This is a genomic window from Ectobacillus sp. JY-23 (assembly GCF_023022965.1).
Taxonomy (GTDB): Bacteria; Bacillota; Bacilli; order Bacillales; family Bacillaceae_G; genus Ectobacillus.
In genome coordinates, this window is record NZ_CP095462.1 from 2,642,201 (window position 1) to 2,662,367 (window position 20,167).

The 20,167-nt window shown below is 43.7% G+C and carries 16 protein-coding genes, 12 tRNA genes and 1 rRNA gene; 28 read left to right on the forward strand and 1 reads right to left on the reverse strand.

Features of this window, described 5'->3' with window-relative positions:
• Positions 1-3 precede the first annotated feature (3 nt).
• The 14 genes from MUG87_RS13640 (at position 4) to MUG87_RS13705 (ending at position 16,128) form a co-directional block, all read left to right on the forward strand.
• On the forward strand, positions 4-642 hold the full coding sequence (locus tag MUG87_RS13640) for a flavin reductase family protein (RefSeq protein WP_247082847.1): 639 nt from the start codon (positions 4-6) through the stop codon (positions 640-642).
• Positions 639-1,565: a fumarylacetoacetate hydrolase family protein gene (locus tag MUG87_RS13645; RefSeq protein ID WP_247082848.1), complete on the forward strand. Its 927-nt coding sequence runs from the start codon at positions 639-641 to the stop codon at positions 1,563-1,565. The genes MUG87_RS13640 and MUG87_RS13645 overlap by 4 nt, the downstream gene beginning before the upstream one ends.
• On the forward strand, positions 1,543-2,691 hold the full coding sequence (locus MUG87_RS13650; protein WP_247082849.1) for a homogentisate 1,2-dioxygenase: 1,149 nt from the start codon (positions 1,543-1,545) through the stop codon (positions 2,689-2,691). The genes MUG87_RS13645 and MUG87_RS13650 overlap by 23 nt, the downstream gene beginning before the upstream one ends.
• A 183-nt stretch (positions 2,692-2,874) precedes the next feature.
• Positions 2,875-4,137 carry an MDR family MFS transporter gene (locus tag MUG87_RS13655; RefSeq protein ID WP_247082851.1) on the forward strand — a complete coding sequence of 421 codons (1,263 nt, stop codon included), beginning with the start codon at positions 2,875-2,877 and terminating at the stop codon, positions 4,135-4,137.
• Positions 4,138-4,413: 276 nt separating this feature from the next.
• Positions 4,414-5,487, forward strand: a complete 1,074-nt coding sequence (locus MUG87_RS13660) for a D-alanine--D-alanine ligase (RefSeq protein WP_247082853.1) — start codon at positions 4,414-4,416, stop codon at positions 5,485-5,487.
• 57 nt (positions 5,488-5,544) lie between these two features.
• Entirely contained in the window at positions 5,545-6,912 is a 1,368-nt protein-coding gene (murF, locus tag MUG87_RS13665; protein ID WP_247082855.1) for a UDP-N-acetylmuramoyl-tripeptide--D-alanyl-D-alanine ligase, read from the forward strand.
• Positions 6,913-7,538: 626 nt separating this feature from the next.
• Positions 7,539-9,047: a degradosome RNA helicase CshA gene (locus tag MUG87_RS13670; RefSeq protein WP_247082857.1), complete on the forward strand. Its 1,509-nt coding sequence runs from the start codon at positions 7,539-7,541 to the stop codon at positions 9,045-9,047.
• A 101-nt stretch (positions 9,048-9,148) separates the two neighbouring features.
• On the forward strand, positions 9,149-10,111 hold the full coding sequence (gene uvsE / locus MUG87_RS13675; RefSeq protein ID WP_247082859.1) for a UV DNA damage repair endonuclease UvsE: 963 nt from the start codon (positions 9,149-9,151) through the stop codon (positions 10,109-10,111).
• Positions 10,112-10,178: 67 nt separating this feature from the next.
• The gene (acpS, locus tag MUG87_RS13680) at positions 10,179-10,535 is read left to right on the forward strand and encodes a holo-ACP synthase (protein WP_124565878.1); all 357 of its coding nucleotides are present in this window, start codon (positions 10,179-10,181) and stop codon (positions 10,533-10,535) included.
• A 129-nt stretch (positions 10,536-10,664) separates the two neighbouring features.
• Positions 10,665-11,633: a LolA family protein gene (locus MUG87_RS13685; RefSeq protein ID WP_247087692.1), complete on the forward strand. Its 969-nt coding sequence runs from the start codon at positions 10,665-10,667 to the stop codon at positions 11,631-11,633.
• Between the two features lie 334 nt (positions 11,634-11,967).
• Positions 11,968-13,131, forward strand: coding sequence for an alanine racemase (gene alr, locus MUG87_RS13690; protein WP_247082861.1), 1,164 nt, complete (start codon positions 11,968-11,970; stop codon positions 13,129-13,131).
• 140 nt (positions 13,132-13,271) lie between these two features.
• Entirely contained in the window at positions 13,272-13,559 is a 288-nt protein-coding gene (locus MUG87_RS13695) for a CopG family ribbon-helix-helix protein (RefSeq protein WP_124565880.1), read from the forward strand.
• Between the two features lie 5 nt (positions 13,560-13,564).
• Complete coding sequence (gene ndoA, locus MUG87_RS13700) at positions 13,565-13,915, forward strand: type II toxin-antitoxin system endoribonuclease NdoA (RefSeq protein ID WP_124565881.1); 351 nt, start codon at positions 13,565-13,567, stop codon at positions 13,913-13,915.
• Between the two features lie 56 nt (positions 13,916-13,971).
• Positions 13,972-16,128, forward strand: a complete 2,157-nt coding sequence (locus tag MUG87_RS13705; protein WP_247082862.1) for a Tex family protein — start codon at positions 13,972-13,974, stop codon at positions 16,126-16,128.
• Positions 16,129-16,136: 8 nt separating this feature from the next.
• Here the strand turns inward: MUG87_RS13705 and cmpA are convergent, their stop codons facing one another.
• Complete coding sequence (cmpA, locus tag MUG87_RS13710) at positions 16,137-16,256, reverse strand: cortex morphogenetic protein CmpA (protein ID WP_247082863.1); 120 nt, start codon at positions 16,254-16,256, stop codon at positions 16,137-16,139.
• A gap of 83 nt (positions 16,257-16,339) precedes the next feature.
• Here cmpA and MUG87_RS13715 point away from each other — a divergent pair, with 83 nt between their 5' ends.
• From MUG87_RS13715 to MUG87_RS13780, 14 genes are all read left to right on the forward strand, one after another.
• Complete coding sequence (locus MUG87_RS13715; RefSeq protein ID WP_247082864.1) at positions 16,340-16,792, forward strand: SprT family protein; 453 nt, start codon at positions 16,340-16,342, stop codon at positions 16,790-16,792.
• Between the two features lie 219 nt (positions 16,793-17,011).
• A tRNA-Asn gene (locus MUG87_RS13720) sits at positions 17,012-17,086 on the forward strand.
• A gap of 3 nt (positions 17,087-17,089) precedes the next feature.
• Positions 17,090-17,180 (forward strand) — tRNA-Ser (locus tag MUG87_RS13725).
• 1 nt (position 17,181) lies between these two features.
• Positions 17,182-17,253: transfer RNA gene (locus tag MUG87_RS13730), tRNA-Glu, on the forward strand.
• Positions 17,254-17,256: 3 nt separating this feature from the next.
• Positions 17,257-17,332: transfer RNA gene (locus tag MUG87_RS13735), tRNA-Val, on the forward strand.
• Positions 17,333-17,337: 5 nt separating this feature from the next.
• Positions 17,338-17,413: transfer RNA gene (locus MUG87_RS13740), tRNA-Asp, on the forward strand.
• 216 nt (positions 17,414-17,629) lie between these two features.
• Positions 17,630-17,704: transfer RNA gene (locus MUG87_RS13745), tRNA-Gln, on the forward strand.
• 156 nt (positions 17,705-17,860) lie between these two features.
• Positions 17,861-17,933 (forward strand) — tRNA-Lys (locus MUG87_RS13750).
• Positions 17,934-17,939: 6 nt separating this feature from the next.
• Positions 17,940-18,023 (forward strand) — tRNA-Leu (locus MUG87_RS13755).
• A 6-nt stretch (positions 18,024-18,029) separates the two neighbouring features.
• Positions 18,030-18,112, forward strand: a tRNA-Leu gene (locus MUG87_RS13760).
• Between the two features lie 88 nt (positions 18,113-18,200).
• Positions 18,201-18,274 (forward strand) — tRNA-Arg (locus tag MUG87_RS13765).
• Positions 18,275-18,279: 5 nt separating this feature from the next.
• Positions 18,280-18,356 (forward strand) — tRNA-Pro (locus MUG87_RS13770).
• Position 18,357: 1 nt separating this feature from the next.
• Positions 18,358-18,428 (forward strand) — tRNA-Gly (locus tag MUG87_RS13775).
• 63 nt (positions 18,429-18,491) lie between these two features.
• Positions 18,492-20,027: ribosomal RNA gene (locus MUG87_RS13780) — 16S ribosomal RNA — on the forward strand.
• Positions 20,028-20,167 lie beyond the last annotated feature (140 nt).

The following is a 20,167-nucleotide window of genomic DNA, read 5'->3' on the forward strand; positions in this document are numbered from 1 at the left end:
CCTATGAATATTGAACCGAATACGTTAGCATGGCAGGATGCCTATAAGCTGTTAATTGGTTCTGTGTTGCCCCGACCGATTGCATTTGTATCAACAGTAAGCAGAGCTGGCGAGGCCAACCTTGCACCGTTCAGCTTTTTTACTGGCATTTGTGCAGACCCAATGCTGGTTTGTTTTGCGCCGATGGTACGAGGTAGTGATGGCGGCAAAAAGGATACACTGCGCAATATTGAGGATACACAAGAATTTGTCATTAATATTGTTGGCGAAAAGCTCGCGCAGCAGATGAATGATACAGCAATTGAATATGGACCTGATGTGGATGAGTTTGAAAGTGTCGGGCTAACAAAAGAAGCTTCACAAAAGATACAAGCGCCCCGTGTAAAAGAAAGTGATGTGCATTTAGAATGTGTTGTGGAGCGAATTCTGCATTTTGGAGAGCATGCAGGCGCGGGAAGCTTGGTAATCGGGAAAGTGGTTCTTGTGCATGTTCGCGATGAACTGTATAAAGACGGTAAGATTATTACAGAATTGCTGCAGCCGATTGGTCGCCTCGCCGGTCAAACGTATACAAAAGCAACCACCGATACGTTTGTATTGGAAAGAAAAACAGGCCCGCAAAAGGCAGGGGAAACCTCATGAAGTTTGTGACGTTTATAAATCCGTCCGGAGAGATGCGAGCCGGTTGGTTACATGAAGATCGTGTAGTTGATATGGAAATAGCCGGCTCTGGTCGGCTTCCTTCTCAAATGCTGGATTTTTTAGCGCATGCCAATGAGTATATGGAAGTGATTGCAGATCTTCCTGTTTCACCTACATATCATATATCAGAGGTTACGCTCTGTGCGCCTCTGCCGAATCCAGGAAGCATCCGTGACTTTTATGCATTTGAGGAGCATGTAAAAACGGCGCGAGGACGCCGTGGATTATCTGTTGTGCCGGAGTGGTACGACGTACCCGTCTTTTATTTCACAAATCATCGTGCTGTACTTGGACCGGAAGATGAAGTTGTGAGACCGGTGCGCTCTAAAAAGCTAGATTACGAGCTGGAGATTGCATGCATTATCGGCAAACAGGGACGAGATATAACGGTAGAAGAAGCGGATGCCTATATTTTTGGCTACTGTATCTTGAACGATTGGAGTGCTCGTGATTTACAGATGCAGGAGGTACAAGTCGGACTTGGACCTGCCAAAGGGAAGGATTTTGCGACATCTTTAGGACCTTATATTGTCACGAAGGATGAGCTGGAGATATATAGACAGGGAGATCGTTATGATCTAACAATGACGGCACGTGTGAACGGCGAAGAGTTATCACGAGGTAATTTCCAAGATATCCATTATACATATATGGAGATGATTGCCCGTGCTTCTGCAGATGTGACGCTGTATCCTGGGGATGTCATCGGGTCCGGTACAGTTGGAACAGGATGTATATTAGAGCACGGGACAGAGCGATGGCTGCAGCCGGGTGATGTGGTTGAGCTTGAAGTCACGGGCCTTGGGGTACTTCGGAATACAGTGAAAAAGGGGGGGGACGATGTACTATCGTCAAATGGGTAAGCTACCTCATAAAAGGCATGTTCAATTTCGTAAAGAGGACGGCTCCCTTTATCGCGAGCAAGTCATGGGAACAAAAGGATTTTCCGGAACGCAATCCATTTTATATCACGAGCATATGCCGACTGCAGTGATAGAAACGCGTGTGGAGCGTTCTTGTGAAATGCAATATGAAGAAAACGGTGCGCTGGCGCATCGTCACTTTAGAACGAAAGCATATAGAGAAATAGGAGATGCCGTGAACGGAAGACACTTTTTGCTTGGGAATGCTGATTTGCTAATTGGTGTTGTCAACCCGACAGAAAGTATGGAATATTTTTATCGCAATGGAGACGGAGATGAGATGCTGTTTGTGCATCACGGAAGCGGAAAAATTGAAACGATGTTCGGCACCATCACATACCGAAGCGGTGATTATGTAATTATCCCCATTGGAACGATTTATCGCGTAATCCCGGATGCTGGGGAATCGAAATTTTTGGTGGTTGAGGCAAACAGCCAAATTACAACGCCAAGGCGCTACCGAAACGAATACGGACAGTTGCTAGAACACAGTCCGTTTTGTGAGCGTGATATTCGTGGGCCGGAGCAGCTTGAAACTTATAATGAATCCGGCGAGTTTATTGTGCTTACAAAATCACGGGGTGCGCTGCATCGTCATGTACTCGGACATCATCCGTTAGATGTTGTCGGTTGGGATGGTTATTTGTATCCGTGGGTATTTAACATTGAAGACTTCGAGCCAATTACAGGGCGTATTCACCAGCCGCCTCCTGTACATCAAACGTTTGAAGGTCATAATTTTGTTATTTGTTCATTTGTGCCTCGTTTATACGATTATCATCCTGAAGCCATTCCAGCACCGTATTACCACAGCAATGTTAACAGCGATGAAGTATTGTATTATGTGAAAGGCAACTTTATGAGCCGCAAAGGCGTAGAGGAAGAATCCATTACCTTGCATCCAAGCGGAATTCCGCACGGCCCGCATCCAGGAAAAACGGAAGCGAGCATCGGAAAGAAGGAAACCATTGAGCTTGCGGTGATGATTGATACATTCCGTCCATTGCAGGTGCTGTCACATGCCAAGGATGTCGAAGACGAGAATTATATGTATAGCTGGATATGAGAGAAAGGTGTCCCTTATGGGGCACCTTTTGAGTTACCTAAGAAAGGACAAAGTTTTAGGAAGATACCCAATTCCAGTAGGTAGATAATTCCATATTTTGTTCAGGTGGAAATATCTGAAAATTGTGCTAAAATGGTATAGGTATTTTAGCTATACAAATTTCATTTTTAATAGGAGTACAACATGAAGAAAACTTTTTTAGAGTTAAAGGCGATGGACCGCAATGTGTGGATTCGATTTTTGGGTGAAACGCTGAATGGCATCGCATTTATGATGCTTATGCCGTTTTTTGCATTATATTTAAAAGATAAAGTAGACTCTTTAGTGCAGGTTGGTATTGTAATGGCACTATCACCAATTGCAGCAAGTATAGGTTCTATCATTGGCGGACGTATCGCTGACTTGTACGGCCGGAAGCCGATTATGATTTTCTCTATGGTGAGCAATGGAATTGTGATGCTCGGATTCTTATTTTTTGATAGTTTTATGATGTACGCAGTGCTTTCCGTATTGATGGGACTGTGTAATTCCTTGTTTCACCCGGCTGCATCGGCTATGGTGGCGGACGTGACCGAACCGGAAAAACGTACAGAAGCGTACGGACTGTTGCGAATGGGACATAATATCGGGGCAGCAATTGGTCCAATTTTGGGCGCTTCGATTGTCGTACTTTCTAAGGATGTTATCTTTATTACGGCTGCTGCTAGCTTATTGTTTTATGCAGTACTTGTGGCAGTGTTTATTCGCGAGACGATGCCAACACAAAAGGAAGAGGAGAAAACCAATAGTGAAAAGGGAGCATGGAAAGTAATACTCGCTGATCGTGTCCTTATGATTTATCTGCTAGCAGGTATCGTTATTTCCATGGGTTTTTCGCAAACTGAGGGCATGCTCCCGCTTCATTTTGATAATGAAATGAAGAATATTTTCGGAACAAATAATCCATTTCCATATTTGCTGGCTCTAAACGGAACGATGGTTGTATTGTTTCAGTTTCCCATTTCTAAATGGGCGTCTGATAAACCAGTAGGACGCATGATGCTTTACGGTGCAGTACTATTCGGAGTTGGTTTGCTTGCAATCGGCTGGCTGCCAAAATGGTTTGGTGCACAAGGAAGTGAAGCTTGGTTTGTTATGAGCGTGATGTTCCTTGTTTATGCCGTTTACACGCTTGGTGAAATGGTGATGTCGCCTGTACAAATGACATTTGTGGCCAATTTGGCACCTGAAGAATTACGCGGTACGTATATGGGAGCAGCAAGTCTCCAGTGGATATGTGGCGGTGCACTCGGACCATTGCTCGGCGGTTTCTTGCTCGATCAATTGCTGGGTCATGTGTTATTCAGCTTGCTGGGAATTGGGTGCTTAGTGGCAGGTATTGTATATATCTCATTAGATTGTATGACAGAAAAGAAAGATGCAAAGCAAAGTGGTATATCAGTTTGAAAATGGGCCCGTAACCTAATACGGGCTCATTACATATACTTGAAACAAACGGTTATTTTATAGGGGGCGGCGCGGGATTACAGTGGATGCCCAAGAAATGCCTGTACGTAGTAAAACAATATGTATAGAGAAAGATATTCTTGCGCAGGGTGCGTAAGTTTTCTATCTCTATATAATGCGGATTCAATCTGTTGGATTGGTAAAAAGAGCGCCTGCATATTTTCGTAAAAGGTGCTACAATGAGAACGATGAAAAAATCAGTAAGGTGGTTTTCATATGAAAATTAAGTTAGGTTTATTATATGGCGGTAAATCTGCGGAGCACCAAGTTTCCTTGCAAACGGCACTTGCGGTGAACAAAGCGTTAGATCGTACGAAATTTGATGTATATCCTATTTATATTACGGAACAAGGTCAATGGGTTAAAGGAGAGCGCTTAGAGGGGCCAGTAGATAATGTAGCTGCACTGCAAATGAAGGCTGATGCGGTTTCCCCACTGGTTCTAAGCAAAGAAATGGTACCTGCTGAAGCTGCGGAAGAAACGATTGATGTGGTATTTCCTTTGTTGCACGGACCGAACGGGGAAGATGGAACTGTACAAGGCATGCTAGAGTTAATGAATATTCCATACGTAGGAAACGGTGTATTGGCATCTGCGGCAGGTATGGATAAGGTTGTGATGAAAAATATTTTCGCACAAGCAGGCCTTCCACAAGCCAACTACACTTGGTTTGTACGTCGCGAATGGGAAAAGGATCGCACTGCAGCGTATGAAAAGGTTGAAAAAGAACTAGGCTATCCTTGCTTTGTCAAGCCGGCTAACTTAGGATCTAGCGTAGGGATTAACAAATGTAAAAACCGTGAAGAACTAGAAGCAGCCTTTGAAGAAGCCTTCCAATTTGATCGCAAAATCATCATTGAGGAAAACATTGTCGGTCGTGAAATTGAAATCGGTGTGCTTGGCAACGACGAACCAAGATGTTCAGTAGTTGGTGAAATTGTTCCTAATAAAGAGTTTTATGACTACAAAGCAAAATACATGGACGGCGATACAGGTTTAATCATTCCAGCAGAAATTACAGCTGCGGAATATGAGATGGTTCATGATTATGCAATTCGTGCTTTCAAGGCATTGGATGGTGCTGGTTTAACGCGTGCCGATTTCTTCCTTACAAAAGAAGGGCAAGTGTATATTAATGAAGTGAATACAATGCCAGGCTTTACACCATTTAGTATGTTCCCACTTTTATGGCAGCATGCAGGTGTTTCTTATCCTGAGTTGATTCAAGAGCTAGTTCGTTTGGCAATTGAACGTCACGAAGAAAAGCAAACAATCAAGTATACAATGTAAATACTAAAGAAGCGCTATTCATATGAATAGTGCTTCTTGCGTACGAGGAGGATTTTTATGATAAAACGAACATTGGCACAGGTACAACAAATGGTAGGTGGAGACGGACTGGAGGCAAGATACAACGAGGTATCTATCCAAGGTGTATCCATTGATTCACGTCGCATCGAGCAAGGAAACTTATACATTCCCATTCAAGGAGAGCGCTTTGACGGTCACACGTTTACAGCAGGGGCTGTTGATAATGGTGCGGCGGCTGTACTTTGGCAAAAAGATGTAAAAAGCCCGCCAGCTAACGTGCCGGTCATTTATGTAGATGACACACTTGCAGCGCTTCAAAAATTGTCACAGTCGTATCGAAACGAGCTAGATGTAAAAGTAATCGGCATTACGGGTAGCAACGGAAAAACGTCCGCCAAAGATATTTTGACAGGTCTGCTTGCCACTACTTTTAAGGTACAAAAAACAGAAGGAAACTATAACAATCACATTGGTATGCCGCTTACCATTCTTCGCCTAGAAGAAGATACAGAAATGGCTGTTTTAGAAATGGGGATGTCCGGCTTTGGAGAAATCTCATTTTTATCAAATTTAGCGCGCCCAGATGCGGCCATCATTACAAACATCGGCGAATCACATTTAATGGAACTTGGCTCTCGTGACGGAATTGCACAAGCAAAGCTGGAGATTACAGAAGGGTTGCAGGGCGGTATCTTTGTCTACAACGGTGACGAGCCATTGCTTACAAACCGCGTAAGTACCATGTCGATTAATGGAAAGCTTGTAACGTTTGGAGAGAGTCATACCAATGATTATTACCCACTGCAGATCGAAATGAAAGCAGATGGCACTTCTTTTCGCATGAATCGTACAGATGAGACATTCTTTTTAAAGGCACTTGGTAAGCATAATGTGTATAATGCCTTAGCTTGCATGGCTGTTGCGGCATTTTTTGGTGTACCTTGGGATCGTATGCAGCAAGGACTTGCGAAATTGCAGCTAACAGGAATGCGCATGGAGGTAACAAAAAAAGAAGATGGACTGACTATCATTAATGATGCATATAATGCGAGTCCGACTTCTATGCGAGCGGCTTTGGCGTTTTGTAAGGAACTAAGCGGCTATCGTAACAAAGTACTTGTGCTGGGGGATATGTTAGAACTTGGCGACCAAGAGGAACAGTTTCATTATGAAGTAGGGCAAGAGATTGACCTGCAAACAGCGGATTTTGTTTTCACTTACGGTATATTAGGTGCACAGATTGCCAGAGGTGCTATAGAAAATATAGGAAAAGAGCGCGTCAAGCAGTATGATGACAAGCGTAAGCTTGCAGAAAGTCTAAAGCAAGTGCTAACGGGAGACGATGTTGTCTTGCTTAAAGCTTCCAGAGGGATGAAGTTGGAAGAAGTTCTCAACTACTTATGACCGTAAAGAAGCGTTTTCAAAAAAATATTAAGCGAATTTGGTAAGAAAAAAGGGCTTTCAGGATAAAATAAGCAAAAGATGGCGTTTGCTTTTTCGCTTCACAAAACTTATAATGATAAAAGTACAACAGAACGTATTTCCAGTATTTCTCTTTCAAGTACTTCGCTCTTCAGCGAAAGAGTTTGACTTTGCGCAAGCAAGGGCATTTTCCGTTTGGAGAATGCCCTTTTGAGTGGATAGCTACAGTGAGCCCTCCTACGAAACACATCTTCGTGAACGGGGGCCTCTCTCGTGCCGCCAGATGAGGCGGACTTGGAACCCGAACAACTTCTCTATCCCCATCGGAAATACACCATAACCGTATGAACATGTTTTTTATATATGATTTTGCATGAAACGGCATGTTTCATACAAAGCGTCTGTTTTATTTTGGACAGTTGGATATGTCAATTGTCTCGTCAAGCGCGATGAACGCTTTCTTTGCAAAGAAATTGCACTGACAATTTGCGAAGGTAAACTCTTTGTTTCAGCCCTAGCAAGGACGAGTCACAGAAAGTACGCAAGTGTTAGTACAGGAATCTCAGCATTCCAAAGGGCTAGTTTTGATTAGAAAAGGAGCATTAACATTGACAACATTTAGAGAACTAGGATTAGATGAACAGCTTCTAAACTCTGTAGAAAAGATGGGGTTTGAAGAAGCGACGCCTATTCAGGCACAAACAATCCCTGTTGCGTTAGAAGGACATGACATTATTGGCCAAGCGCAAACAGGTACGGGTAAAACAGCTGCGTTCGGTCTGCCGTTAATTCAAAAAGTAAACACAAAGAATGACAGCATTCAAGGTATCGTTATTGCACCAACTCGTGAACTTGCAATTCAAGTATCTGAAGAGTTATACAAAATCGGTTACCATAAGCGCGTGCGCATTTTACCAATTTACGGCGGACAAGACATCAACCGTCAAATTCGTGCATTAAAGAAAAACCCGCATATTATTGTAGGTACACCAGGTCGTATTCTTGACCATATCAACCGTAAAACATTGCGCCTTCAAAATGTTGAAACAGTTGTACTGGACGAGGCAGATGAAATGCTAAACATGGGCTTCATTGAAGACATTGAAGCTATTCTAACAGATGTGCCTGAAGAGCATCAAACATTATTGTTCTCCGCTACAATGCCTGACCCGATTCGTCGCATCGCGGAGCGCTTCATGCAAGATCCAAAGCACATTAAAGTAAAAGCAAAAGAAGTAACAATGCCGAACATTCAACAGTTCTACATCGAAATGCAAGAGAAGAAAAAGTTTGATATCTTGACTCGTCTATTAGATATTCAATCTCCTGAGCTTGCGATTATTTTCGGTCGTACAAAGCGTCGCGTTGATGAATTGTCCGAAGCATTAAACCTTCGCGGCTATGCGGCAGAGGGGATTCACGGTGACTTATCACAAGCAAAACGTCTTTCTGTTCTGAGAAAGTTCAAAGAAGGCTCTATTGAAGTTCTTGTTGCGACAGACGTAGCAGCGCGTGGTCTAGATATTTCTGGCGTTACACACGTATATAACTTCGATATTCCACAAGATCCTGAATCTTATGTTCACCGTATTGGCCGTACAGGTCGTGCAGGTAAAACAGGTTTGGCGATGTTATTCGTAACACCGCGTGAAATCGGTCAATTGAAAAACATTGAGCGTACAACAAACCGCAAGATTGATCGTATGAAGCCGCCAACTTTGGATGAGGCGTTAGAAAAGCAGCAGCGTTTAATTGCCGAAAAGCTATCAAGCATCATTGAAGCAGGCGAAAATTTGTCTTACTACAAACGTATGGCAGAAGAGCTGTTAGAAGAGCATGAGTCTGTAGAGCTAGTAGCAGCAGCACTAAAAGCAATGACAAAAGAGCCGGATAGCACTCCTATTAAGCTTACAGATGAGCCACCGGTTGTTACAAGAGACCGCAATCGTGGTAGAAGCGACCGCAATCGCAGCCGCGGTGGAGAGCGTGACCGTGATCGCGATCGCAACCGTAACCGTAAAGGTGGTCCTCGTAAAGAGTACGGCGGTCAAAGAAGCCGCAGTGAAAACCGCGGTGATAACCGTGGTCGTAGCCGTAAACCATCTGCGACAAACTAATGATGACAAGCAGTCCTATATAGGGCTGCTTTTTCTTTTGCGCATGCACACGTCTTTATTCAGGCAGACTAAAGAGAAACTGGCAGAAATGAGGAACTAGTATGTTGGTCAGACTTGGCTATGTAGCAATGAGTGTGCATTTACAAAATGCGTCTCCTTCTCAAACCATGACATTTTCGCAGTTTCAACGGATTCCAAATCGTGAGGCCGCCATTAGAAAGCTAGAGCGGATTGCAAATGCAAATTTAGAAAGCTGCGCACGACTGCTAAAGCATAATCGTGGTCATGACATCGATTTCTTTCGGTTTAGCTCAAAGCTGATTCCCCTTGCCAATCATGACGAGCTGCCGGAATGGGACTATATTGCACCGCTCCGGGAAAAATTGAATGAAATTGGTGAATATGTACAAAAGTACGATATGCGGGTCGATTTTCACCCTGATCACTTTGTTGTATTAAACTCAGAGCAGGAAGATATTTTAAAGCAATCCTTAAAAACATTACGAATGCACTGGCGTCTTCTTAAGGGAATGAAGATACATCCAAAACATAGATGTGTGCTTCATGTAGGCGGTGCCTATGGCGACAAAGAAAGTGCACTCGAGCAATTTATTCAAAATTGGGGGAAAATCCCAAATGCACTGCAAGATATGTTGATGCTGGAGAATGATGATACAACTTTTACGATGTACGAAACATTATATTTAGGCGAAAAGCTAGCCGTTCCGGTAGTGTTTGACTATCATCATCACTTGGTAAATCATGGAGGAGTAAATTGGGCGGAGCATTGGTCTCGTGTTGTAGATACGTGGTCAAACTCTCCATTGCCTTTAAAGATGCATATTTCAAGCCCGCGCGATGAAAAGGATGTACGAGCACATGCTGACTATATTGATCCAGATATGTTTTTTACCTTTTTAAAGGAAGTCAAGGGTAGTGTGAAGCAGATAGACTGCATGATAGAAGCGAAGAAAAAGGATGATGCGTTGTTTCGCCTAATGCGTGATGTTAAGAGACGAGAAGATGTGGAGATTGTGAACGGAAGCAGTTTTTACTTAAAATAATACGATTTTTGCTGTAGGCCTTACTCATCATATATGATAGAGTCAGTATGATAAAAGAGGTGTACGTATGATCGTCGGAACCGGTATTGATATTATTGAATTAGCAAGAATTGAAAAATTGCTGGAGCAGCCCAAGTTTTTGGAGCGAATTTTAACAGAACGAGAGAAACATAAGGCGGCCCATCTAAGTGGTCAGCGTAAGGTGGAATTTGTAGCCGGTCGGTTTGCTGCGAAAGAAGCGTATGCAAAGGCTGTTGGGACGGGAATTGGCAAAGAAGTTAGCTTTTTAGACATTGAAATTTTAAATGATGAAAAAGGAAAACCGGTTTGTGTTGCGCCTTCTTCTCATATCATTCATGTATCCATTAGTCATAGTCGTGATTTTGCGGTAGCACAAGTGATTTTAGAAAGCTCGTCAAGCTAGTCTGCATATTCCGAAACCTTGTCTCATATATTTCAGTAGCGGCAGGGGAGATTTCCGCTCACTTATGAGGAAAAAGGGGTTGAGGAATTGAAAAAGTGGCTATTGGCAGTGCTATTTGGACTATTTGCAATGTTGGCTTTGACCGGCTGTACGGAAAAGGGCAAGGATGATATTGTAAAAGACCTTGATGCAAAAGTAAAAAACATGAAAGGATACGAAGCGGAAGCAAAATTGTCCATTAAAACGGGTACAGAAGTACAAGAATATGATGTGGATATATGGCATAGCAAACCAAGTTTTTATCGCGTGAGTTTAAAAAATGAGAAACGCGATCAAAGTCAAATTATTCTACGTAATACAGACGGTGTGTTTGTACTTACGCCAGCTTTAAACAAAAGCTTTCGTTTCCAAAGTGACTGGCCGCAAAATAGCAGCCAATCGTATTTATATGAGTCTCTAGTAAGAGATATTATTAAAGATAAAGAAGCAACATTTAAAAGCACAGATAAACACTATGTGTTTTCTACGAAAACAAACTATCAAAATCATAACATGATTCCAAAACAAGAAATTACGCTGGATAAGAAAAACTTAGCGCCTGTTAGTGTTAAGTTGCTTGATAGCGACAGCAATGTACTTGTAGAGGTTGCTTTTTCTAAAATGAAATTTGATGCGAAATTTGATAAAGGTGCTTTTGACATGAAGAAAAATATGAGCGGAGCACAGATGGAAGTACCAACAGTGGCGAAGGAAAATAAGCCATTTGCAGTGCTGTATCCAACTGAATTACCAGAAGGTATGAAGATGAAGGAAGAGAAAGAACTGCAAACAAGCAACGGTAAGCGTGTGATTGTCACGTATGGTGATAGTAAGAAGTCCTTGACGCTTATTCAAGAAAAAGCAAAGGCTGCACCAACAAGTGATCCAATCAGCGTAAGTGGCGAACCGGTAGATCTGGGCTTTACAGTTGGTGTGTTAACAGAGAATGGTGTGACATGGTCGCATGAAGGGGTAGAGTATACATTAGCATCCAAAGGTTTAGAGCAGAATGAAATTTTATCAGTTGCTCGCTCTGTTTATGAAAAAGCTGAAAAGTAATAACAAAAACGCGACGAAATCCGTCGCGTTTTTTAGTGATGTACGTTGTTAAGTATAAGTTACAACAGTTTTTTCCAACATAACAGCGAAGAAGAGGGTAAGAATGCTTGTATCATTTTGCTGGGTACAAGCGTCTCTCAGGCCCTCGTCGTAGCTATGCGTTGCGCAATCATCGTTTCTATTCAAGGAGTTTTGTATCTTTTTGTATACAACTAGCTTACATTTGATTTCTAGATGTTGACAATGGACAGCGGCAGGACAATAATCAAACATAGACGCAACAATAAGAATATATCAGAATAAGCAGTGCATATCGTATAAGGAAGTGTTTTTTATGAGTAGATCTTTTTATCGAGACACATGGGTAGAGGTGGATTTGGACGCTATTTCCCACAATGTGCAGTGCGCGCGCGAATATATCCCAGATGCTGAATTAATTGCGGTAGTAAAAGCGAACGCTTATGGTCATGGGGATGCCCCTGTAGCAAGAGCAGCACTGGATGCAGGAGCTTCACGGTTAGCTGTTGCTTTTTTGGACGAAGCGATTTCTTTGCGTGAAGCAGGCATTAATGCCCCTATTTTAGTGCTTGGTGCGGCCAGACCTGAGGATGTTAATGTTGCGGCTGTACACCGTATTGCCTTAACGGTGTTTCAACCAGACTGGATTGAGCAAGCTAAGCAGTTTTGGTGTTCTGAAGAGATGTTGCAGCTACACTTGAAGTTTGATAGTGGAATGGGGAGAGTGGGCATTCGTACAGAAGACGAATTAAGTGCTTGTATACAAAGCTTACAATCGGCTTCTCATTTCGATTTGGAAGGTGTATTTACACATTTTGCGACGGCGGATGAACTGGACACATCTTATTTCGTAAAGCAGCAAGAACGTTTTGAAAACCAGCTAAATTGGTTAACAAAGCATCATATAAACCCGCGTCTCATCCATTGCTCAAATAGTGCCGCGGCACTTCGCTTTCCAGAATGCCGATTTAATGCTGTACGCATTGGTATTGCTATGTATGGTTTAACACCGTCTCCTGAAATACAGCATCTACTGCCTTATCCGTTACAGGAAGCATTTTCATTTCATAGTAAGCTCGTTCATGTGAAGAAAATTGAATCTGGCGAAAGCGTCAGCTATGGTGCTACTTATACTGCTGAGAAGGATGAATGGATTGGTACAGTTCCAGTTGGGTATGCAGATGGATGGATTCGAAAGCTGCAAGGATTTGAAGTTTTGGCTGACGGTGTGCGCGTGCCGATTGTAGGAAGGGTTTGTATGGATCAAATGATGATTCGCCTTCCTTATCACATGCCAATTGGAACACAAGTGACTTTGATCGGTAAACAAAAAGAGGAAAACGTAAGTGTAGATGATGTGGCCGGTTATTTAGATACAATTAATTATGAAGTTCCTTGTATGGTAAATTTTCGTGTGCCAAGAGTATTTAGGCAGAATGGAAAGATTGTAGAGATCGAAAATTTATTAACAAAGCAATAAATATGTATGATTCATATACTGTTGGAAAAGATAAACAAGTAATCAGGAAGTCTTTGCAACGGCAGGGATACAGTGGTATGATTAATTTGGGTGTCTATATATAAAATGGTGTTTGTAGTTGATGTTGGAGGTGTATCTTTGTGTCTGAATCGAGCGTAACAACAGAGATTGTGATTCGCTTGCCAAAGCAAATCATATCTGAGTTAGACGGGATCGTACAACGTGAGAATTGTAACCGAAATGAGTTGATTTGCGAGGCGGCCAAAATGTTTTTGCGGCAGCACAAAACGAAAAAGAAGTATCAGCATGATTCCATCAGACGCGGATATATTGAAATGGGAGAGATTAATCTAAATATTGCCTCTGAATCCTTCTTAGCGGAGTATGAAGCAGCTCATACGGTAGAACGCTTAGTTAGCGGGGGGTAAATCCTTTGATCGTAAAACGCGGTGACGTGTATTTTGCAGACCTTTCTCCGGTTGTTGGTTCTGAGCAAGGCGGGGTTCGCCCTGTGCTCGTCATACAAAATGATATTGGAAACCGATTTAGCCCCACTGTGATTGTTGCTGCTATTACAGCACAAATTCAAAAGGCTAAATTGCCTACGCACGTGGAGATTGATGCCAAGCGCTACGGGTTTGAAAGGGATTCTGTTATTTTGTTAGAGCAAATTCGTACCATTGACAAACAGCGTTTAACCGATAAAATTACCCACTTAGATGATGGCATGATGCATCGAGTGGATGAAGCTTTGCAAATTAGTTTAGGACTTATAGATTTTTAACATGTCGGAAAAGCTGCTCGTATAAAGAGCGGCTTTTTTGTTAGGGAGGTATAGGTATGGAAGAGGTTGTAAAAAAACAGCTTATAAAAGCGGTTGCGCAGGAACTTAATTTTAATCCGAAATATGTACATAACATCGTAGAGTTGACAGAAGAAGGGAATACGCTTCCGTTCATTGCTCGTTATCGAAAAGAAGCTACGGGCTCTATGGATGAAGTCCAAATTCGTTCTGTACTTGAGAAATGGCAGTATGGTGTACAGCTATATCATAGAAAAGAAGAAGTACTTCGCTTAATTGAGGAAAAAGGAAAATTGACAGAGGAATTGCAACGTCAAATTGTACAAGCTACAAAACTACAAGAAGTAGAAGATTTATATCGCCCATATAAAGAGAAACGGCGCACAAAGGCAACTGTAGCAAAAGAAAAAGGATTAGAACCTCTGGCTACATGGATGCTAGGCTTACCTGCAACAGGCGATGTAAGGAAAGAAGCAGAAAAATTCATTACAGAAGATGTTGCAACCGTTGAGGAAGCATTACAAGGTGCGAAGGATATTGTCGCAGAGGTCATCTCTGATTATGCCTCTTACCGTAAATGGATTCGTGATGTAACATTTCGTAAAGGGACTGTCTCATCCACCGCTAAAGATCGTGAAAAAGATGAGAAAAACGTATATGAAATGTACTACGAATATAGCGAAATGATTCAGAAAGCTGCTCCTCACCGCGTTCTAGCTATGAACAGAGGCGAAAAGGAGGACGTACTTAGAATAGGGATTGTACCTCCTGTAGAAGAAATCCTGCAATACTTACAGAAAAAAGTACTTGTTAGACCCACTATAGCAGCTTCCTACATACAAGAAGCGATTGAAGATAGCTACAAGCGTCTCATTCAGCCTGCAATTGAACGTGAAATTCGAAAAGAGCTTACTGAAAAAGCAGAGGCGCAAGCTATACATATCTTCTCGGAAAACCTGAGAAACTTATTGCTGCAGCCGCCGATGAAAGGGAAGCGCGTCTTAGGTGTAGATCCGGCATATCGCACCGGCTGTAAATTAGCTGTGGTAGATGATACAGGAAAAGTTTTAGATATTGCGGTAATCTATCCGCATCCACCGAAGGCAAAACCTGCTGAGGCGAGAGATATTTTTGTGTCTATGTTAGAGAAGCATCGTATTGAAGTCGTAGCCATTGGTAACGGTACGGCGTCGCGTGAAACGGAACAGTTTGTAGCGGACATATTAAAGCAAAAGAAAGACATTTTCTATATTATTGTAAATGAGGCCGGTGCAAGCGTATATTCAGCCTCTGATTTGGCGCGGGAGGAATTTCCGGATTTGCAGGTAGAAGAGCGTAGTGCTATTTCTATCGCTAGACGTTTACAAGACCCGCTAGCGGAGATTGTGAAAATTGATCCCAAGTCTGTTGGTGTCGGACAATATCAGCACGATGTATCGCAAAAGGAATTAAATGATTCTTTAACATTTGTAGTAGAGACTGCTGTAAACCAAGTAGGGGTAAATGTAAACACTGCTTCTGCATCTTTATTGCAGTACGTGGCAGGTCTTTCTAAAACGGTAGCCAAGAACATTGTGAAGCAGCGCGAAGATAATGGGAAGTTCCAAAGTCGCGCAGAGTTGAAAAAAATACCGCGTCTAGGTGCTAAGACATATGAGCAGTGTATCGGTTTTTTACGAGTGCCGGGCAGCGCGAATCCACTTGATTCGACAGGCATACATCCTGAGCGCTATAAAGAGGTAGAAAATCTTCTAAAGGAGCTTGGATTTAAAAAGGCAGATGTAGGTACCGAGCCATTAAAACGTGTACTAGAAGCAACAGATGTAAAAGAACTTGCTGAAAAAACAGGGGTTGGTGAACCAACGCTACGTGATATTATAGATGCTCTAATACGCCCTGAGCGAGACTTGCGTGACGAGTTACCAAAGCCGCTCCTTAAAAAAGATGTATTGCAGTTGGAGGATTTAAAGCGAGGCATGGAGCTCGAGGGGACGGTGCGAAATGTTGTTGACTTTGGGGCGTTTGTGGATATTGGTGTTAAACAAGATGGTCTTGTTCATATCTCCAAGCTCAGCAACCGTTTTGTTAAACATCCGCTAGATGTTGTATCTGTAGGGCAAATTGTGCAGGTTTGGGTAGATGGAGTAGATGAGAAAAAAGGAAGGGTAGCATTATCCATGGTACCAATCGGTTAAGAGGGCAATTACAGGCCCTCCTTTTTTAGTCTTTTATAATAAAACCAACACTCATTGAGCAGCTTAATTTGATAGCGATTTTTCTCATAGTACGCTCGCTGAATCTGTTTTTTCATCCAAGTCGGCATGGACAAATCCTCCTTTGTCGGTATACGATAATTACAAATAGTGTATGCACGTGACAAATGCGGAGTGAAAGGACGAATGTGATTTGGATGAATTACAGCTACAGAAGGTAACAGAAGACATTTCGCTTCGTTATTTTCAGAAGCCATTTCAACACCGAGCTGTTTTTAATAAACGTTTAAAAACGACAGGTGGAAGGTATTTGCTGCAAACACATAACATCGAGTTAAACCCTCATTATTACGAAGCTTTTGGAAAAGAGGAGTTAATAGCAGTTATTAAACATGAGCTATGTCATTATCACCTTCATCTAGAGGGGAAGGGGTACAAGCATAGAGACGCTGACTTTCGTAAGTTAATGAAGCAAGTAGGGGCACCTCGGTTTTGCAAAACTATACCTAGGAAGACTGTGGGCAGAACGCAAAAGCTATACACATACGAGTGCAGCTCTTGTCGTTTGCGGTACCAAAGAAAACGAAAAGTGGACACAATGCGTTATGTGTGTGGTAAATGTAAAGGTAGGCTCATAAGTGTATAAAAAGGTGTTGACAGTTAGGTTTAAATTCAGTATATTATAAACGTGTCACCTAGTAAGGACACTCAAATTTATTCCGCAATAGCTCAGCGGTAGAGCACGAACGAATATGCTTCCTTGCGTATTCATCAGCGTACTGACCGAGCGGCTTCTTGCATCGACTTCCTGAGGTCAGGACGATCGGCTGTTATAAGAAGTAATGTTGCGTATCTAATTGATTATTCCGCAATAGCTCAGCGGTAGAGCAATCGGCTGTTAACCGATAGGTCGTAGGTTCGAATCCTACTTGCGGAGCCATACAGAGAAGTACCCAAGTGGCTCAAGGGGCTCCCCTGCTAAGGGAGTAGATCGCGATAGCGGTGCGAGGGTTCGAATCCCTTCTTCTCTGCCATGGCCCGTTGGTCAAGTGGTTAAGACACCGCCCTTTCACGGCGGTAACACGGGTTCGAATCCCGTACGGGTCATATGGAGGATTAGCTCAGCTGGGAGAGCATCTGCCTTACAAGCAGAGGGTCGGCGGTTCGATCCCGTCATCCTCCACCATTTAAGGTCCCGTGGTGTAGCGGTTAACATGCCTGCCTGTCACGCAGGAGATCGCCGGTTCGATCCCGGTCGGGACCGCCATTTAAACTACTGCCGTCAAGCAGTTGTTTTTTATTGTTTAGAGTGGTATACTATCCCTTATCTGTTTTAGAAGCATCCTAACATAAATAAGATGGTCGATGATTTATAGTTGTTTTTCATGTAGCTAGTCGAAAGAACAAAAGCTGAAACAAACAAAATCATCTCGTGATATTGCTTTAGTAGCAGATTTGAAGTATATTTACAAAAACTTTTCGATGGGCTATCGCCAAGCGGTAAGGCAACGGACTTTGACTCCGTCATTCGTTGGTTCGAATCCAGCTAGCCCAGCCATTATTATGAGCCATTAGCTCAGTCGGTAGAGCACGAACGAATACGCTTCGTAGTATAGCTACAGCGCACTCATCGAGCCGCTACTTGACTCAGCTTTCTGAGATGAGGGTGTCGTTTTCAAAGCTATAAGCCTGTAACGAATGCTTTCATTATTATGAGCCATTAGCTCAGTCGGTAGAGCATCTGACTTTTAATCAGAGGGTCGAAGGTTCGAGTCCTTCATGGCTCACATTTTGCGGATGTGGCGGAATTGGCAGACGCACCAGACTTAGGATCTGGCGCCTTCGGCGTGGGGGTTCGAGTCCCTTCATCCGCACCATTTTATGCGGTCGTGGCGGAACGGCAGACGCGCTAGGTTGAGGGCCTAGTGGGAGCAATCCCGTGGAGGTTCAAGTCCTCTCGGCCGCACTTAAAAGTTTTTGAAAAAAGTACTTGATTCAATGTGGAATGTATGATATATTAATCAAGTCGCCAAAAACGACAAACTCAATAATGTGCGCCCGTAGCTCAATTGGATAGAGCATCTGACTACGGATCAGAAGGTTATGGGTTCGAATCCTTTCGGGCGCGTTTTACGGGAAGTGGCTCAGCTTGGTAGAGCACCTGGTTTGGGACCAGGGGGTCGCAGGTTCAAATCCTGTCTTCCCGACCATGCGGGTGTAGTTTAATGGTAGAACTTCAGCCTTCCAAGCTGATAGCGTGGGTTCGATTCCCATCACCCGCTTTAGTTCTTTGAAAACTGAACGAAGTACAAAACGTCAACATTTATTTTAGCTAGACAAACACTTTTATGGAGAGTTTGATCCTGGCTCAGGATGAACGCTGGCGGCGTGCCTAATACATGCAAGTCGAGCGGACCTCTTCGGAGGTTAGCGGCGGACGGGTGAGTAACACGTGGGTAACCTGCCTGTAAGACTGGGATAACTTCGGGAAACCGAAGCTAATACCGGATAATTTTTTGAACCGCATGGTTTAAAATGGAAAGATGGTTTCGGCTATCACTTACAGATGGACCCGCGTCGCATTAGCTAGTTGGTGAGGTAACGGCTCACCAAGGCGACGATGCGTAGCCGACCTGAGAGGGTGATCGGCCACACTGGGACTGAGACACGGCCCAGACTCCTACGGGAGGCAGCAGTAGGGAATCTTCGGCAATGGGCGAAAGCCTGACCGAGCAACGCCGCGTGAGTGATGAAGGCTTTCGGGTCGTAAAACTCTGTTGTCAGGGAAGAACAAGTACGAGAGTAACTGCTCGTACCTTGACGGTACCTGATTAGAAAGCCACGGCTAACTACGTGCCAGCAGCCGCGGTAATACGTAGGTGGCGAGCGTTATCCGGAATTATTGGGCGTAAAGCGCGCGCAGGCGGTCTTTTAAGTCTGATGTGAAAGCCCACGGCTCAACCGTGGAGGGTCATTGGAAACTGGGAGACTTGAGTGCAGAAGAGAAGAGCGGAATTCCACGTGTAGCGGTGAAATGCGTAGAGATGTGGAGGAACACCAGTGGCGAAGGCGGCTCTTTGGTCTGTAACTGACGCTGAGGCGCGAAAGCGTGGGGAGCAAACAGGATTAGATACCCTGGTAGTCCACGCCGTAAACGATGAGTGCTAAGTGTTAGAGGGTTTCCGCCCTTTAGTGCTGAAGTTAACGCATTAAGCACTCCGCCTGGGGAGTACGGCCGCAAGGCTGAAACTCAAAGGAATTGACGGGGGCCCGCACAAGCGGTGGAGCATGTGGTTTAATTCGAAGCAACGCGAAGAACCTTACCAGGTCTTGACATCCTCTGACAACCCTAGAGATAGGGCTTTCCCTTCGGGGACAGAGTGACAGGTGGTGCATGGTTGTCGTCAGCTCGTGTCGTGAGATGTTGGGTTAAGTCCCGCAACGAGCGCAACCCTTGATCTTAGTTGCCAGCATTCAGTTGGGCACTCTAAGGTGACTGCCGGTGACAAACCGGAGGAAGGTGGGGATGACGTCAAATCATCATGCCCCTTATGACCTGGGCTACACACGTGCTACAATGGACAATACAAAGGGTTGCGAGACCGCGAGGTGGAGCGAATCCCATAAAATTGTTCTCAGTTCGGATTGCAGGCTGCAACTCGCCTGCATGAAGCCGGAATCGCTAGTAATCGCGGATCAGCATGCCGCGGTGAATACGTTCCCGGGCCTTGTACACACCGCCCGTCACACCACGAGAGTTTGTAACACCCGAAGTCGGTGGGGTAACCGTAAGGAGCCAGCCGCCTAAGGTGGGACAGATGATTGGGGTGAAGTCGTAACAAGGTAGCCGTATCGGAAGGTGCGGCTGGATCACCTCCTTTCTATGGAGACATCAATGAACGCTGTTCATTGTATGAATACGTTTTGACAACTTCGTTCAGTTTTGAGAGAACTATCTCTCAAACATGTACCTTGAAAACTGGATAACAATACAAGTGTAATTCAAAAAGTGTAAACTTTT

What these genes read in the sequence shown, in the direction of transcription:
- MUG87_RS13640 (WP_247082847.1), top strand. Translation starts at nt 4, where the DNA reads ATGAATATTGAACCGAATACGTTAGCATGGCAGGATGCCTATAAGCTG.
- MUG87_RS13645 (WP_247082848.1), top strand. Translation starts at nt 639, where the DNA reads ATGAAGTTTGTGACGTTTATAAATCCGTCCGGAGAGATGCGAGCCGGT.
- MUG87_RS13650 (WP_247082849.1), top strand. Translation starts at nt 1,543, where the DNA reads ATGTACTATCGTCAAATGGGTAAGCTACCTCATAAAAGGCATGTTCAA.
- MUG87_RS13655 (WP_247082851.1), top strand. Translation starts at nt 2,875, where the DNA reads ATGAAGAAAACTTTTTTAGAGTTAAAGGCGATGGACCGCAATGTGTGG.
- MUG87_RS13660 (WP_247082853.1), top strand. Translation starts at nt 4,414, where the DNA reads ATGAAAATTAAGTTAGGTTTATTATATGGCGGTAAATCTGCGGAGCAC.
- murF (WP_247082855.1), top strand. Translation starts at nt 5,545, where the DNA reads ATGATAAAACGAACATTGGCACAGGTACAACAAATGGTAGGTGGAGAC.
- uvsE (WP_247082859.1), top strand. Translation starts at nt 9,149, where the DNA reads ATGTTGGTCAGACTTGGCTATGTAGCAATGAGTGTGCATTTACAAAAT.
- acpS (WP_124565878.1), top strand. Translation starts at nt 10,179, where the DNA reads ATGATCGTCGGAACCGGTATTGATATTATTGAATTAGCAAGAATTGAA.
- MUG87_RS13685 (WP_247087692.1), top strand. Translation starts at nt 10,665, where the DNA reads ATGTTGGCTTTGACCGGCTGTACGGAAAAGGGCAAGGATGATATTGTA.
- alr (WP_247082861.1), top strand. Translation starts at nt 11,968, where the DNA reads ATGAGTAGATCTTTTTATCGAGACACATGGGTAGAGGTGGATTTGGAC.
- MUG87_RS13705 (WP_247082862.1), top strand. Translation starts at nt 13,972, where the DNA reads ATGGAAGAGGTTGTAAAAAAACAGCTTATAAAAGCGGTTGCGCAGGAA.
- cmpA (WP_247082863.1), bottom strand. Translation starts at nt 16,256, where the DNA reads ATGCCGACTTGGATGAAAAAACAGATTCAGCGAGCGTACTATGAGAAA.